Source organism: Rahnella sp. AA (genome assembly GCF_002834385.1).
In the GTDB taxonomy this organism is placed as follows: domain Bacteria; phylum Pseudomonadota; class Gammaproteobacteria; order Enterobacterales; family Enterobacteriaceae; genus Rahnella.
Map to the genome: position 1 here is coordinate 121,288 of NZ_PITQ01000006.1, position 15,995 is coordinate 137,282.

A 15,995-nucleotide genomic window follows, 5' to 3' on the forward strand; every position below is an offset into this window, starting at 1 on the left:
ATTGGGGCGATAACGCCCCAAAATTCAGTCCGTCGGGCGGCTGAATTGTTTTTGATTTTATTCGCTGAATGCGTTTTTCAGTGCGGCAATGTGTTCCGGCCCGATACCGCAGCAACCACCCACCATCGTCGCACCTTTTGCTACCCAGTCCTGAGCGAACTCAAGGTATCCGGCCGGGTCAGTGTCCTGGCGAATTTTACTCAACCCTTCGTTTGCGCCGCGTTTGTTATCCGCAGGCTCGAAGGCATTCGCGTAAACACCGATATCCAGTGCGGAACCCTGCGCGGCCAGTGCCGCTCTTGCGGCCTGCACGGCGGCGGCCATCACTTCCGGGCGGCTGCAGTTGAACAGAACCGCGCTGGCAGAAACCCGCAGAGCGGCGTCAACGGCTTGTTCGATGGATTCACCGGAGCGCAATGAGGCGTTCCCCCGCTCACCGAGGTTGTCCTGCAATGTAAAAGAAAGCCACAGCGGGCGGGAGTCATCACCCAGCACGTCGCGCACGGCTTCAACTTCCGCGACAGAGCTTTGCGTTTCAGCCAGCCAGTAATCGACGGTGTCAGAGAGGTTTTCAACCAGCACCTTAAGCAGCTTTTTAGCCGCCACAGGTTCGAACAGATCCGGTCGATAGGAGCCCAGAACAGGGGGAAGTGAGCCCGCGACGTTGACCGCCACCGGCGCGGCATCTGCGGCTTCACGCGCCAGTTTGCCGGACAGCGCAATCAGCGCCGCGCCCTGCTCAGCAAAGACGGTTTCGCCGACATGGAACGGCACAACGGCGTAGCTGTTAGTAGTAATGACCTGAGAACCGGCGGCAATAAAAGCATCGTGTGCGGCACGGACAAACTCCGGGGCCTGCATCAGTGCCAGGGCTGACCATTCAGGCTGCCGAAAGGGAGCGCCCATCCGGGCCAGTTCGCGGCCCATGCCGCCATCGAGGATTTTAATGTTACTGATCATTGTGTCGCCGCCATCGTATTTTTCTTAACCGAATCAATTATTAACTCAGCAGGTGGCAACACTCTACAAAACGAACGTTTAGATGTCTAGATTTCTTAATGGCTAAAAATGTAAGGATTCGGTTTCATACAAATATGGCCGCACGGGCGGTGATCGCCTGATGCAGAAGGTGTTTATTGCCTGTGCACAGTGGTGCCGGATGAATACTTTCATCAATATTCCTCCTCAGAAAACAAATACCCTAACCTTGTGCCACGGGGCGACTACACTATTTCCCGAGAACAATGTTAAGGATAAACATGCCAAAAGCCCCCAGCCCCGCGCAAGATACCGCGTTCAGCGCCTTGCTTGAGCATTACAAAAAAACCGCTTTGCGCACCAGCGGGCTGTGGCTGCTGTTTGCCAATCTCTGTTTTGCGCTTTTTCTTTTCGGGCGGCACTATTTCAGGCCGCTGCTTGCTCCCGAATCGGCAGCCGCGATTTCTGGCGCAGAATTCGACAGAATGTCGCTTATTTTTCTCGTCTTTTTTATCCTGATACTGCCTTTGCTGCGCTTTGTCAGGTCGCGCTTCCCGGCGATGGCGCTGGCATTTCTGACCGGCCTGTATTGGGCAACGCTGTTCCACTTTATGCTCAGCAATGACGTGCAGCAGCAGCTGATTTTCCCGCTGTTTTGTATGCTGATTTTTACCGCTCTGATCGCACTCTATCCGGCAGCCCCCATCCTTTATAGCTTCACGTCTCCGCTATGGGTTTCGCTGTTCTATCATCTGGTCTTTCTTGCGCCGAGCATTCCGGTTCTGGAAGTCGCCGCGATAATCATCATCAGCGTGTTGTTCGAGACGGGGCGCATAATGCTCAACCGCTGGTTTGTTTTATCTGTCCGCCGGGAATGCGATAACGCAATGCTGGTCAGTAAACTGGATAATCTGGCGCATAACGATCCGCTCACCGGCGTAGCCAACCGCCGCCAGTTCGATAGCCAGCTTGAGCAACACATTGCGCAAACCGAACGTCAGGGCGGAACGCTTTCCGTCATTATGATCGACGTCGATTTCTTTAAGAAATACAACGACCACTACGGCCATCAGGCCGGAGATACCTGCCTGGTAAGTATCGCGGAATGTTTCAAGAACGCCGTGCGGCAACCGGCTGATTTGGTTGCCCGCTATGGCGGGGAAGAATTTGTGATATTGCTGCATAACACAGGGGCGCAGGAGGCTGAAGCGGTAGCTTCGCGCATCAGGCAAAACATTGAGAAAGCGGCCATTCCCCACGCATTATCACAGGTTTCCGATATTGTGACCGTCAGCCAGGGCATCATGCAATGGGCGCCGGGGATGACATCACTGGAGTTACTCAGGCGTGCCGACCTGGCGCTGTATGAGGCCAAGCACGCCGGACGAAACGGTTATTGCACCGGTGCGTAAATCAGCGGGGCAGCCGTCAGCTCTGCCCCGGTTCACCGCGTTTATCGCACGCCGCGCCCGTATACCAGCGAATCCGCGCTGATTTCGGAAATGGACTTCGCGCCGGTCAGCGTCATCGCCACCCTCATCTCTTTTTCGATCAGATTCAGCAAATTGATTACGCCCGCCTCACCCGCCGCCGCCAGCGCATAAACAAACGCACGCCCCAGCAACACGCTGTCAGCGCCGAGGGCAATCATGCGCACGACATCCAGGCCAGTGCGGATGCCTGAATCCGCCAGGATCGTGATGTCACCTTTCACGGCGTCAGCGATCGCGGGCAACGCATGGGCAGTGGACAGCACGCCGTCGAGCTGGCGGCCACCGTGGTTAGAAACGACGATGCCGTCGGCGCCAAACTTTACGGCGTCTTTGGCATCTTCAGGGTCCAGAATGCCTTTGATGATCATCGGGCCTTTCCAGAACTCGCGGATCCACTCCAGATCTTTCCATGAAATTGACGGGTCGAAGTTTGCGCCCAGCCAGCCGATGTAATCTTCCAGCGTGGTCGGTTTACCGCGATACGCAGAAACGTTACCCAGGTCATGCGGTTTACCGTTCAGGCCGACATCCCACGCCCACTGCGGGTGTGTCACCGCCTGTAACATCCGGCGTGCAGCAGCGTTCGGGCCACTCATCCCCGAATGTGCATCACGATAACGTGCACCGGGCACCGGCATATCCACGGTAAAAACCAGCGTTTTCACGCCTGCCGCCTGAGCACGTTCGAGCGCATTACGCATGAATCCGCGATCTTTTAAAACATAAAGCTGGAACCACATTGGCCGGTTGATGGCCGGGGCAACCTCTTCAATCGGACAAACCGACACGGTAGAAAGCGTGAAAGGGATCCCCTTTGTGGCTGCCGCCCGCGCCGCCTGAACTTCGCCACGACGTGCATACATGCCCGTCAGCCCAACGGGTGCCAGCACCACCGGCATCGCCAGCTTTTCGCCAAACAACTGTGTTTCCAGGCTGAGATCGGACATATTTTTCAGGATGCGCTGGCGCAACGCGATATCGGCCAGATCGGCAGTATTACGTCTGAGCGTATGCTCGTTATAAGCGCCGCCGTCGATGTAATGGAACAGAAACGGCGGCAATTTGCTTTTTGCCGCCGCACGGTAATCCGTTGATGCAGAAATGATCATTGTATTTTCTCGGTGTCTTGCGCTCTGACGGCGCTGTTGGGGTGTAGGAGGTTTACTAAACTATTGTCATATATAGTTTAATCTTCGGCATTTGGCAAAATTTGTGCAGGAATAACGTGGTGCCCGTCCGGTGAAACACTGAGGAATAAAACGATTCTTACAGAAGGCTTTTAAGAAGTTTTCTCAAAAGAGTGGATATCTCATCTATCCTTGTGATCAGGGGACAATTTAAATCAGTTCTCATAACGGTAAGAATCATGACAAAAATATTCTAACCATGATTATCTGTGCTGACGATCATACTTATCATTATTTGCACATGATATAAGGTCATAAGGTAAATTGCGGCAAGGGGAATATTGATGAATTCTTTTATAGCAAGGCAGCCTATATTTAATCGTGATCTGAAAACTGTCGCTTACGAACTCCTTTTCAGAGACAGCATGAGTAATTACTTCCCCAATGTCTCTGACGAACATGCAACTTATAGTATGATCTCCGATCATCTGCTTGGCATGCCCCTTCCCCGCCTGGTGGGTCCTCATACTTCATTTATTAATTTCCCTTATCAGCTGATCATAAATGGTACAGCCAGCATTCTCCCCAGAGATAAAGTGGTGATTGAAATACTGGAAAACGCAGTGCCAGACGCAGACCTGCTCAGCGCAGTAAAAAAACTATACATTAACGGTTTTAAAATAGCCCTCGACGACTTTATTCTGGAAGAAAAATGGGAGGCGTTTTTCCCGTATATTTCCACCATTAAATTCGATGTCAGTAAAAAGTCACAAGATGAAATAATAACGTATTTAAAAAATAAGCACGATATATTAACCGGCATAACATTTCTGGCCGAAAAGGTCGAAACCAGAGAGGTTTTCGACGCGTATGCTGACGCAGGCTTTACTTTATTTCAGGGGTATTTTTACAAAAAACCGGAGGTCATCCAATCCAAAAAGCTATCGCCCAACAGGATTTCCCTGCTAAAACTGATGAAAGAAATAAATGTTGATTCGCCCAATCTGGAAACAATTGAAGAGCTCTTAAAGACTGATGTGACATTATCCTATAAGCTCCTGAAGTTTTCAAAGAACATTCTCTTTCAGCGCCGTGGTATCGTTTTGTCCAATGATCTGACCATAAGGGAAATAATTCTGTATTTGGGATATAACGAACTTCGCCGTTTTGTCTCCATCGTATGCATATCAAACCTTGATGATATGAAAACCGCTGAGCTGTATTTCACAAGTTTGGCCAGAGGACGATTCTGCGAACTGATAGCCACCAAGATTGGATTGCAACAACAGGCGCATGATGCCTTCTTTTGTGGTCTGTTTTCATTATTAGATGTGATACTTGAAATATCCCATGAAGATTTATTCCAGCAAATATCCTTATCCGAAGGTGTCATGTCCGCATTATGCAACCACGAAGGTTTGCTTTATAAGATCCTTTATCTGAGCCAACTTTATGAGCAGCAAAAGTGGGACGAAGCCCGTGCACTTTGCCAGGATTTAAACTTGCCGGAAAACGGCATTATCCAGGATATGCAACAGGCCTTAAAATGGGCAGATGAACTCTCGTCCTATTGAGAGTAGTGAATATTTCGGCTTTTATTGACAGGCGGGAATACATGCCGGAATGCTTACTTCACCACGCACATCGGCCTGCCTGATACCGGGTCAGGGTGAATCTGAGCATGAATATCAAAGACCTCAGCCAGCAGCGCAGGCGTCATGATCTCTTCCGGCGTGCCCTGTGCGATGATATTCCCCTTTGCCATCATCACCAGATAATCGCAATACCGGCTGGCCTGATTAAGGTCATGCAATACCGCCACCAGCGTTTTACCTTGCTGGTTCTGGCGGCGCAATAAATTCATCAGCTCAACCTGATGGCTGATATCGAGATACGTTGTCGGCTCGTCGAGCAAAACAAGCGGCGTATCCTGCGCCAGCACCATTGCCAGAAAGACGCGCTGCCGCTGCCCGCCGGAAAGCTCGCTGACCCGCATTTCCGCCAGATCCGTGATATTTGTTTCCTGCATGGCCTTTTCAACAGCCGTTTTATCCTGCTGCCCCAACCTGCCCCACAGATTCAACCACGGGCTGCGGCCATAGCCCACCAGCTCCCGCACGCTGATCCCTTCCGGTGCAATATGCTGTTGCGGCAACAGTGCCAGTTTACGTGCCAGCGTGCGCCCGTGCAGCGCGGATAAATCATCTGCCCCCAGCCGTAATATTCCGGAAGACGGCGTCAGTAAGCGGGAAAAACATTTCAGCAACGTCGATTTCCCGCAACCGTTCGGGCCGATCAGCGCCGTGATTTTCCCCGCCGGAAGGCTCAGCGAAAGCCCGTTCAGAATGTTTTTATTGCCGTAACCGGCATACAGATTGTCTGCACTCAGTTGCATAATCAGCGGGTTCTCATCAGTAACCAGAAAAAATACGGTGCACCGATCACCGCCGTTAAAACGCCTGCAGGCAGCTCCAGCGGCGGATGTAAGGTACGCGCCAGCACGTCTGCCAGCAGTAAAATCAGTGCGCCCACCAGCAATGACGCCGGGATGAGCACACGGTGACGGCCACCGACCAGCTTGCGGGTCAGATGCGGCGCGACCAGGCCAATAAAACCGACCGGCCCGCAGGCGGCGACGCTGATGGCCGCCAGTGCAACCGCCAGCAATAACACCAGACGCTGCACGCGGGAAACACGAATACCCAGCGTCGAGGCGCTTTCATCGCCAAGCGCGAGTACGTCCAGATCGCGGCAAAACCACAGGCTGAGCGGCAGCAATATCAGCAACCACGGCGCAACGATTTCGACGAAATTCCAGCCGCGTCCCCACAGACTTCCTGTCAGCCATAACAATGCGCTGTTGATTTCCATCGGCCGCGACAACATCAGGTAATCCGTCAGGCTGGCGTAAAATGCGGTCAGCGCGACGCCGGTCAGCGCCAGCTTCAAAGGCGCGGAACGCCCTGACATCAGGCGCAGCAATACAAACGCGGTAATCCCACCGATAAACGCCAGCGGCGGCAGCCACAAAACGGAAAGCGCGGGGAACAGCATCAGCGCGCCCACCGACATCAGCCCGGCGGCGTGGTTAACGCCCAGAATATCCGGTGAGGCCAGCGGATTGCGGATAATGCCCTGCACCAGCACGCCGGAAAGCGCCAGTGCCGCGCCAACCAGCACAGCCAGGAGTGAGCGCGGCAGGCGATATTCCATCAGCGGGAAATGGTTGTCATCAGCGGGCGCAAGCGCCAGACGCATTTGCTCAAACGTCAGGGTGTGCGTGCCATAACGCAGGGAAATCAGGAAGGTCAGCAGCAACAGGCTGATCAGAACGGTGAACACCGTGAACTGCCGGGTCATGTGCGTGTCCTCACCAGCCAGACAAAGAACGGTGCGCCAATCAGCGCCAGCACCACGCCCGCCGGTAATTCACCCGGCCACGCCAGAAAGCGCGCCAGCAGATCGGCCAGCAGCATCAGCGTTGCGCCAAAAATCATGCTCACCGGCAACATGCGGCGCAAGTCGTAGCCAATCCAGTAACGGGAAATATGCGGCACCAGCAGCCCGATAAAGGCCAGCGGCCCGGCGACGCTGACGCAGGCACCGACCAGCAATAGCACCATCAGGTTGATGGTCAGCCGCAGGCGCGGCAGATTTACGCCAAGCGTCTGTGCGCTTTCATCGCTGACCTGCAACAAATTCAGGCGGCTGGAAAGCAGTAAAACCCACGGCGCGATAATTACGGTAAACGGAAACAAATGCCAGAACTCCGGCCAGCGGGCGTGCGCCACGCCTCCGGCCAGCCAGTTTAGAATGCCGTATGCATGATCTTCTGAGAGGATCAGCGTCGCCTTCGCCAGCGCTGCGCACAACGCCGAAACGGCGACACCGGCAAGAATTAACCGGCTGCGGTCACCCGCCTGCTGCCAGCCGCCGCCGGTCAGCATCACCATCCCCCAGCTTATTCCGCCGCCGGTGGCCGCCACCAGCGCAATGCTGAAACCAGATAACAGTTGCGGGCTGAGGGCACTGACCACCACCATCGCCAGTGAGGCCCCGGCGTTAATGCCAAATAAGGAAGGCGATGCCAGCGGATTGCGGGTCAGGGTTTGCAGCAAACTGCCCGCCAGCGCCAGGCTGGCACCGAGCAACATCGCCACCAGGCTGCGGGGCAGCCGCAGATTGAGCACCAGCGCCTGCGCCAGTGACGCGGGCGGGCCGGGAAGCAGCGCGCGCAAAGATTCCAGTGCGCCGATGGGCACCGCAGAACGGCAAAAAAGCGTCAGCCAGAAGCTGACGCCCAATGCGCACAGGGGCAACGTCCAGCGCCACCCTTTCACTCTCCGTGTTACTGCCATCATGGTGCGGTAACGACCGCCTGATGATGCAGGATTTTTACAACGTCACTGGCAATATGTTCAGCGGCAAACACCCCGCGCATTCTCGCCCAGACGTTAGCATCGACTGCCGCGATCTGATTTTTCTGCGCGGCTTTCATCATTTGCCACAGCGGATCCTGCTGCCACTGGCGCACGATACTTTCCTGACGGTAGTGCGCGACAATCAGCCAGTCCGGGTTGATCGCCAGCAGTTGCTCAAAACTGATATTTGCCAGCGCCTGCTGCTTAACCGGCTCCGGCACAACCAGGCCAAGCGACGTCAGCACGCTGCCGGTGTAGGAATCGCGCGTATGCAAATTAAATTGCTGTTCGCGCGAGGTGCCGAACACCACCTGCGTACCTTTTGGCAACTGGCTGGCAAACGCCTGCATCCGCTGGTGATGTTCCGCCAGACGTTGCTGCATCAGCGCCTCTTTCCCCAGCACTTTGCCGATGATCGCCGCCGATTCCAGATTCTCAGTGTAAGTTTCGTTGCGGGATTTCAGCATCAGCGTCGGTGCAATGCCTTTCAGCGCGGTGTAAATGCCGCCGTGACGGCTGCTGTCGGCAATGATCAGATCCGGCTTCAGCGCGGCAATCGCCTCAAGGCTCGGCTGCGAACGGGTGCCAACGGACTTCCATGCACCGATGCGCTGGCACACTTCCGGCAAGATACGTTCTGCGTCGTTGTCATCGGCCACGCCCACCGGGCTGACATCCACCACGGCTAACGCATCCACAAAAGACAACTCCAGAACGACGACGCGTTTGGGAGCCGTATCGAGCGTAAAACTGCCCTGCTGGTCAGCCACCGTCACGGCCTGCGCGGTGCCCAGCGAAAAACATAAACCAATCAAAAGCGCAAAGCGGGAGAATAAAGACATAAAACCTCTGTGCGGTTGAAAAGGGAGAAACCGGGCTTAATGACTCAGCCCGGTAAATGTTCAGCAATTAAAAATGGAGGGAGCCTTGCATATACAGCGTGCGCGGCTGTCCGGCATAAATCCCTTTGTTGTTATCGTCATACGCACGGGTGAAGTATTCGTGGTCGAAGATATTCTTCACACCGAAGGCCAGATTCAGGTTTGCCATGTCCGGGCCAAACTGATAACCGGCGCGTGCGCCCCACAGCATGAAGCCGGGAATGCGGCCCGTGCTGCCGTCGGCGCTTTCCGCAACGGTATTGGCGTTATCCGCAAACTGGCCGGACTGGTATTCGCTGTTGACGTTGAAGAACCAGTTGCCCGGCGTGTAGTCGAGCCCCAGCGTGCCTTTGTTTTTCGGGGAAAACGGCACCTGATTGCCCTTCGTGTCGCCGGATTCGCGAATGACGGCGTTGACATACGCATAGCTGGCGTAAGCGGAGAAGTTTTCGAGTTTTGGCGACAAATCAGCGAGGTCGTAACGGATCTGACTTTCCAGCCCGGTGTGGCGGGTTTTCCCGCGTGCATTGACGCTGTCGTCTGTCTGGTTAGAGTCGTACTGATTGTTAAAGTTGATCATGAACAGCCCGACTTCCGCCTTCACAACGCTGTTATCAAAGCGCGTACCCAGCTCCCAGGTGCGGGCTTTTTCCGGTTCGATACTGCCGCTGTCCACGGCTTTACCGATCTGGCTGTACTGCACCGTGCCGAAAGAGCCTTCTGTGTTGGCGTAAAGATTCCAGGCCTCGTTCATGTGATAAACGACGTTCAGCGCAGGCAGCGGCGCGTTGTAGCTGATTTCCTGTTTGGTGCCTTTGATGTAGTTATTCTGATACGACTGAATGTGTTCGTAACGCATGCCCGGCGTGATGGTCCAGTCGCCAACGTCGATGCGGTCATCGATGTAAAACGCGTTCGCCTGCGTGCCGGACTGCGTATCGCGGTCATAAGGGCTGTCGCTGGTCGGCAGCACGCCCGATTTCGCCGGGCTGTAATAGCGCAATTCATGGGTGGATTCGCTGACATAACGGTAACCGACGCCGACTTCATGGGCGGTCTGCCCAAGGTTAAAGCTCTGGCTGTAGCGCGGTTCGATGCCGCGTACCCAGTACTGGCGCGGGGAAAGCGTCAGGTTTTTGCCCTGATCGAGATAACCGCTGCGCAGCGTGTAGGTATAGAACGTCTGCACGTTGAATTTATGCTGCTGGTCAGGCTGATACTGATAGCCAAAATTCGCCAGCTGGCGGCGGCCCCAGAATTCGTCATAAGGACGTGTGGACTGAAAACGGTTAGCGTTGTAATCCGCACGGGATAAACCACCCGGCATTTCAGCCCGGCCTTCGTAATATTGCAGCAGGCTGTTAAACGTGTGGACCTCGTTCGGCGCGTAGCGGGTTTTGAGCATCACATCGTCGATTTTAGTGGCGCTGTGTTCGCGCCAGTCGCTGCCGCGTGTGCCGGAATACAGTAACGCACCGCCCAGACCGTTATCTGCCGTGCCGCCCACCATCAGATTACCGGTGCCTTTCGGGTCATTCTGGCTGGACGTCGGGCTGAGCAAGCCTTCCATTCCGGCTTCAATACCAAAATCTTTCGGAATAGCGCGCGTCACAAAGTTGACCACGCCGCCGACGCTTTGCGGCCCGTAACGTACGGCACCGCCGCCACGCACTACGTCCACCGCATCCATATTGCCGAGCGAAACCGGCGCAAGGGAAAGCTGTGGCTGGCCGTAAGGCGCAAACGGGACAGGAATGCCGTCCATCAGCACGGTTGAACGGCTGGCAAGGCGCGGATTCAGGCCACGAATACCGAAGTTCATCGCCATATCATGGCTGCCGGTACCGTTGTTTTCCGGCGCATTGACGCCCGGAATACGGTTCATCACTTCGCGCACCGTGGTGGCGCCGGTTTTCACAAAATCTTCACGGCGGATCACGTCACGCGCCCCGCCATGTTCAAAAACGTCATTTTCCCGCGCATCAGCCAGCCAGTCGCCGACCACGGTCAGGGATTCGGACGTCTGCACCGGCACAGGGATCGCCGCCAGCGTAAACGCATTATTGCCCAGCGATTTAGCTTCCAGGCCGCTGTTTGCCAGCAGTGTCGTCAGCCCGTCGGTGACGGTGTAACTCCCCTGCAATCCGCTGCTGTGTTTTCCACGCGTCAGCGAAGAATCAACCGAAAGCGTGATCCCCGCTTTAGCGGCAAACTGATTGAGGGCGGTATCCAGATCCCCTGCGGCAATCTGATAAGGCGCAGACTGAACCGCAGCGGCCACCGGCAACGCGGTCAGCAGAGCGGCTGGAATGATGGCGCAGTGAATGGCAATCGCCAGTGGTGTTGTTTTGCCAAAAGAACGAATAACGCGTGAGCGTGAAATGAACATACCCTCTCCCGATTTTATGTTTTTTGCTGTGTGATTTTTTAATGGCTACATAGGAGTCGGATGAGAATTCAAAAGGGACAATCGCGAATGCGATTATTTATCATTTTTATTTGCGGGGAGGATTTCACCGAAGCATCAGGCAGGCACTACGTTCACCCAATAGCGCGTAGCCGTCTGAATTTTCACAGGAAGTGTGCGTGAAAGAATATCGAGCACGCTGTCGGTATCTTTCAGCGGGAATGTCCCGCTGATCCGCAGGTTTGCCACCCGCGGATCGCAGCCCAGGTGTCCGTGCCGGTAGCGGGAGAGTTCATCGATCACATCCGCCAGCCGCCAGTCGCTGACGCTCAGGACACCTTTACTCCAGCTTCCGGCCCCGCTGACATTCGCTGTCACTTCATCAAACACATTGCCGGTAAAACGCACCGAGTGCCCTTCGCTGACCTGCAAAATTTGAGAAGGCCGGTCACGCAGCGTGATTTCAACCGCGTGTTTCAGCACCGTAAGCCGTGTCGCATCCTCTTGCTGCCGGACGATAAATTCGGTACCGAGCGCACGCAGCATTCCCTGTTGCGTTTCCACCAGAAACGGGCGCGAAACGGGATACGGATCGCGCGCGGTAGTCATGCTGATTTCACCCTGATGCAGTCGGATAAGACGTTGCGTATCGGTAAAACGGATATCGGCGGCACTGGCGGTATTGAGAGAAAGCTGTGAGCCATCTTCAAGACGCAGTGTTTTAATTTCGCCCGTTGCGGTACGGGCATCCGCCAGCAAGCCCTGCCCGGCAGGTGTTTGCCAGGCTTTCCAGATACCACCCAGCCCCAGCAGCACCAGCAGGCTTTTCAGCACGCGCCTGCGCGTAACCTCGGACTGCTGCCGCGCATGGTTAAGCGTCTGATAACTGAATTTGCCGGGCATATTGTGCAACTGCCCCTGCAAGGATTCCACGCGCTGCCATGCCCAGAGATGGTCTTCACTCTGCGCCAGCCACTGCTGCCATTTCAGGTTTTGCTGCGGCGTGACGTCACCTGCGCACAGCGTAGCGAACCACTGTGCCGCCATTTTCAGCGACAGACGCTGATTGTCGGTAAGGGAAGTGTTCATCGCGCTCAGCCCTGTTCCAGGCTGAACAGCAGGCAGTGCTCGGTGGCTTTCGCCATGTACTTTTTGACCGAGCTGACCGAAACGCCCAGACGCTGCGCAATCACCGGATACGTCAGCCCCTCAAGCTGTGACAGCAGGAATGCCTGGCGCACTTTCTCGCCCAACCCGTCGAGCATTGCATCGATTTGCTGCAAAGTTTCGAGCAGACATTGTCGCTGTTCCGGCGACGGCATATGCTCTTCCGGCATCAGCGCCAGCATGTCGAGATAAGCACGTTCCAGCGCATTGCGGCGGAAAAAATCCACCATTACGCGCCGGGCAATCGTGCAGAGAAAGGATTTGGGTTCACGAATTTCCTGCACCGTATCACCGGTAAGGACGCGCATGAACGTGTCCTGCGCCAGATCGTCTGCGTCACTGGCAGACCCCAGTTTGAACTGGAGCCAGTTTTTCAGCCAGCGGTGATGCGTGCTGTAAAGCGCTTCAAAGGCGCGAACCGGGGTGACGGCAACGTTTGCGGACATAGACAGTTACATAACCAGACCAGAAATTCACAATCGGATGATAATTGATAATAGTTATCATTACAATCGAGAATCATTCGCTTTCCCATCTGCGGTAAAAGCTAAGCCAATTAAGTGCATCGATCACACTTGCGCCGGATGTTAGCCTGCATAAAAACCACAAGGAAAACATCATGAGTTCACTCCCTGTCGCCATCGTCACCGGCGGAACCAGCGGTATCGGGCTGGCCATCGTTCATAATCTGGCACGCGACCATCGGGTTTATGCCCTTGGCCGGAATAAAGACAGCCTGATTGCGCTGCGGCTGGTTGAAAATGTGGAGGCGGTTGAAATCGATCTGCTGGATTTCAACGCCATTGAGCAGTTTGTCCGCGAATTACCGGCGATTGATGTGCTGGTGCATTCTGCGGCGATCTCCAAACCGCTGCGCCTTGAACAGGCGGCGCCGGAAGACTGGCAAAAGCAGTTTTCCATCAACGTTTTTGCACCGGCGGAATTCACCCGTCTGGCGTTACCGGCCTTGAGAAAACAGGAAGGCCAGGTGGTGTTTATCGGCTCGGGATCGGGCACGAAAGCGGAAGGCGGGAACACAGTGTATTGCGCCTCAAAATTTGCGCTGAGCGCAGTTGCCCATGCGCTAAGGCAGGAAGAAACGGAGCACGGCGTGCGTGTCTCCACCGTCGCACCGGGGCCTACGGACACACCGATGAACCGCAAAACCCGCGAAAGCCAGGGCAACTTTGACACCATTGACCCACGCGAATACAGCACGCCAGAATCCGTGGCCGCCGCCGTGCGTCTGGTGGTCAGCGCCAGCGACGATACGCAAATTACAGACATCGCCGTCAGGCCGCGCCGGGATAAAGCAAAGCGATAAGAATCTGTGGAGATAAAAGCTCAGAGGATCTGAGCTTTTAAGTTTGCAGGGAGTTGGATCAGTGAGACAGAGCTCTTAGTTTTTCAATAATCTGATCAAAAAAAGCATGGCGGCAAAATGCATGTCCGGTTGAGAGAAGCGTCGACAGGTGGCGTTCATTTTTATAGTAGTTGTCAATTTCGTTCATTTTTTGTCTTTTGGTCGCGCGTCTTTCGGGTTCAGGATACATGTCATCAATGCTGGCTTTCTCAGCTCTTTTGGTCACAGCCACCATCTTTTCCAGCATAGGTTTCACGACTGTATTTTGAAGACAGTGCCCATTAATAAACATATATGCGTTATCTTCTGTTATACCTTTTCTGTTCAACTCTGCTTTGAAGTCTTCGAATGTGACCCGGTCTGTAATATCGTTCATTAAAGATTGGCAATATTCATCTATCCTGGTTTTTAAGCGAGTCAGAAGATCCCCATTAATTCGTAGCTCATCATCAATCAGACAAGCCGCAGCCTCTGTTGTTAACGCATCTTTGAACAAATCCTCGCCGTATTTCTGCCAATTCTGATTGTGCAAATATGCAAACGCGCACAATGCAGGATAAATACAGCGTGAATACTGAGTCAGCGCTTCGAGAATTTCTGATGGCAACGCTTCATGGTAGTAGAGAATATCAGTAATTGACTCGACAGAAAGATGGCAACATTGAAAACTTTCTCTCGAATAACAATATGTATGCAAAATAAAAGGGTTTTCGTTTAGCTGAACAGCATGGTCATGGCGCTCCGGGCACAGATAATCATAGTCGCTGTCAACTGCAACCAGAAATTCCTGATTAAGCTCTGCATAACGCTTCTGTAATGTCCGCTTCCCTGCAGCCTTTTCTTTCGCGATTGGCCTGACTTTATAGCGTGAAGCCTCTACCGCATTGACCACATGTTGCCAGAACGGAATATCAGTTGGGTTCTCCACGAAAATATTGCCCATTGTCTGACCACTCTGAATGCTGCTATAGGCTCTGATAAACGCAGGTGAGCCAATCATCCTTGAAAAATCAGACATTACTTTCCTCCCGTCACGATGCTTTCCATATCAACGTAAGAATCCATGTATCCATCCATAATGATAGCCGGGCTGTGTGTCACGATGACAATCTGGCAGTTTGGATTCAGCGTTTTAATGCTGTCGATAAGTTTTTCCTGCCAGTTCAGGTGAAGAGAAATTTCCGGCTCATCCATTAAAAGAAATGCCGGGCTGCTTTTAGTATTGGCAACCTTCGCCATGATGTACAGCAACTGGCGCTCACCGGAAGAGAGCTTGCTGATCGGGAGGGGATTTTTTGAATCAGAGGTAATGACTTTAAGGCCTTCTGTGATTTGTACCTTCTTACCGCTGTCAGAAAAATGACGATTTAATTCCTTCAGGAATAAAAGGGTGAATTTTCCTTTCGGTGTTTTCACCAAATCTGCTATTTCTTTTTCTATTTCCCAATCAAGGAAATTCCTCTGACGGCCATCGCTCCCCGTTAAAACTTGCTGAGAGTTGGCGCTCATGTTGATGGTGGAAATGAAGTTGATCTTTGCTACTGCGTTCAGAAAATATTTTTTATTGTCGGATAAAGTGAACTTAGAATTCAGAAATTCACGCAAGATAGAATATAAGTATGTTTTATTGACTATCTCAATTTTGCTCTCGAAATTATTATAACCTACAGTTCCCTCAGGAATGTCATGCATTGAATTGTTCTCTGATAATTCATAGAGATGATCATCAATATCTTCAGGTATCTTTTTTTCAATACCGTCGGCATCCGTAAATGATAATGGCTTTTTACGAAAGTCTATCGTCTCATTATCTGAGAAAGTAAGTGTTGCATTAAGGCAATTGCTGATTTCTGCACAAGATTGACGCATCAACAGCGCATGCAAAATCTTTAGTAGCGTCGTTTTACCCAGGCCATTTTTGCCCACCAAAACAGTGACATCATTAAAATGCAGCTCGATATCTTTGTGGCCAAAAAGCCTCTCAATTTTTAGTGTCTTGAGTGTAGGGTGCATGTTCATTATTCCATCGCAGATTTATAGGCTCAGTGTAAGTCATTGAAGGGACGGACGACAGAGGCAGAGCACCGGCCCCTGCAATGAATGGGAAGATTTGCGCGGCATTACGCAATTTCTTAACTTGATACAGATCATCGAAAGC

The 15,995-nt window shown here is 53.2% G+C and carries 14 protein-coding genes; 3 read left to right on the top strand and 11 right to left on the bottom strand.

All coding sequences use genetic code 11. The annotated features are described in order from the left end of the window. Nucleotides 1–57: 57 nt before the first annotated feature. Nucleotides 58–960, bottom strand: a complete 903-nt coding sequence (locus tag CWS43_RS15665) for a homocysteine S-methyltransferase family protein (RefSeq protein WP_101077950.1) — start codon at nt 958–960, stop codon at nt 58–60. Between the two features lie 299 nt (nt 961–1,259). Here CWS43_RS15665 and CWS43_RS15670 point away from each other — a divergent pair, with 299 nt between their 5' ends. Then, nucleotides 1,260–2,390 carry a GGDEF domain-containing protein gene (locus CWS43_RS15670; protein ID WP_101077951.1) on the top strand — a complete coding sequence of 377 codons (1,131 nt, stop codon included), beginning with the start codon at nt 1,260–1,262 and terminating at the stop codon, nt 2,388–2,390. Nucleotides 2,391–2,431: 41 nt separating this feature from the next. On the opposite strand, the gene lldD is transcribed toward CWS43_RS15670, so the two are convergent. Continuing rightward, nucleotides 2,432–3,580, bottom strand: coding sequence for an FMN-dependent L-lactate dehydrogenase LldD (lldD, locus tag CWS43_RS15675; RefSeq protein ID WP_101077952.1), 1,149 nt, complete (start codon nt 3,578–3,580; stop codon nt 2,432–2,434). 362 nt (nt 3,581–3,942) lie between these two features. Here lldD and CWS43_RS15680 point away from each other — a divergent pair, with 362 nt between their 5' ends. Further along, nucleotides 3,943–5,172, top strand: a complete 1,230-nt coding sequence (locus CWS43_RS15680) for an EAL and HDOD domain-containing protein (RefSeq protein WP_101077953.1) — start codon at nt 3,943–3,945, stop codon at nt 5,170–5,172. A gap of 53 nt (nt 5,173–5,225) precedes the next feature. On the opposite strand, the gene fecE is transcribed toward CWS43_RS15680, so the two are convergent. From fecE to fecI, 7 genes are all read right to left on the bottom strand, one after another. After that, complete coding sequence (gene fecE, locus CWS43_RS15685) at nt 5,226–5,993, bottom strand: Fe(3+) dicitrate ABC transporter ATP-binding protein FecE (RefSeq protein ID WP_101077954.1); 768 nt, start codon at nt 5,991–5,993, stop codon at nt 5,226–5,228. Between the two features lie 2 nt (nt 5,994–5,995). Then, the gene (fecD, locus tag CWS43_RS15690; RefSeq protein ID WP_101077955.1) at nt 5,996–6,958 is read right to left on the bottom strand and encodes a Fe(3+) dicitrate ABC transporter permease subunit FecD; all 963 of its coding nucleotides are present in this window, start codon (nt 6,956–6,958) and stop codon (nt 5,996–5,998) included. Next, nucleotides 6,955–7,959: an iron-dicitrate ABC transporter permease FecC gene (gene fecC / locus CWS43_RS15695; protein WP_232777003.1), complete on the bottom strand. Its 1,005-nt coding sequence runs from the start codon at nt 7,957–7,959 to the stop codon at nt 6,955–6,957. The genes fecD and fecC overlap by 4 nt, the downstream gene beginning before the upstream one ends. Beyond that, entirely contained in the window at nt 7,956–8,861 is a 906-nt protein-coding gene (locus tag CWS43_RS15700; RefSeq protein ID WP_101077956.1) for a Fe(3+) dicitrate ABC transporter substrate-binding protein FecB, read from the bottom strand. Before CWS43_RS15700 ends, fecC begins: the two co-directional genes overlap by 4 nt. Nucleotides 8,862–8,928: 67 nt before the next feature. Continuing rightward, nucleotides 8,929–11,289, bottom strand: coding sequence for a TonB-dependent Fe(3+) dicitrate receptor FecA (gene fecA, locus CWS43_RS15705; RefSeq protein WP_101077957.1), 2,361 nt, complete (start codon nt 11,287–11,289; stop codon nt 8,929–8,931). 135 nt (nt 11,290–11,424) lie between these two features. Further along, nucleotides 11,425–12,396 (bottom strand): ferric citrate uptake sigma factor regulator FecR, encoded by a 972-nt coding sequence (gene fecR, locus CWS43_RS15710; protein WP_101077958.1) that lies wholly within the window; start codon nt 12,394–12,396, stop codon nt 11,425–11,427. Between the two features lie 5 nt (nt 12,397–12,401). Next, nucleotides 12,402–12,920 carry a ferric citrate uptake sigma factor FecI gene (fecI, locus tag CWS43_RS15715; RefSeq protein ID WP_101077959.1) on the bottom strand — a complete coding sequence of 173 codons (519 nt, stop codon included), beginning with the start codon at nt 12,918–12,920 and terminating at the stop codon, nt 12,402–12,404. 173 nt (nt 12,921–13,093) lie between these two features. Between fecI and CWS43_RS15720 the strand changes: the two genes are divergently transcribed. After that, the gene (locus CWS43_RS15720) at nt 13,094–13,798 is read left to right on the top strand and encodes an SDR family oxidoreductase (RefSeq protein WP_101077960.1); all 705 of its coding nucleotides are present in this window, start codon (nt 13,094–13,096) and stop codon (nt 13,796–13,798) included. A gap of 58 nt (nt 13,799–13,856) precedes the next feature. Here the strand turns inward: CWS43_RS15720 and CWS43_RS15725 are convergent, their stop codons facing one another. Then, nucleotides 13,857–14,855 (bottom strand): DUF4435 domain-containing protein, encoded by a 999-nt coding sequence (locus CWS43_RS15725; RefSeq protein ID WP_101077961.1) that lies wholly within the window; start codon nt 14,853–14,855, stop codon nt 13,857–13,859. After that, complete coding sequence (locus CWS43_RS15730; protein WP_157825403.1) at nt 14,855–15,850, bottom strand: AAA family ATPase; 996 nt, start codon at nt 15,848–15,850, stop codon at nt 14,855–14,857. The genes CWS43_RS15725 and CWS43_RS15730 overlap by 1 nt, the downstream gene beginning before the upstream one ends. Nucleotides 15,851–15,995 lie beyond the last annotated feature (145 nt).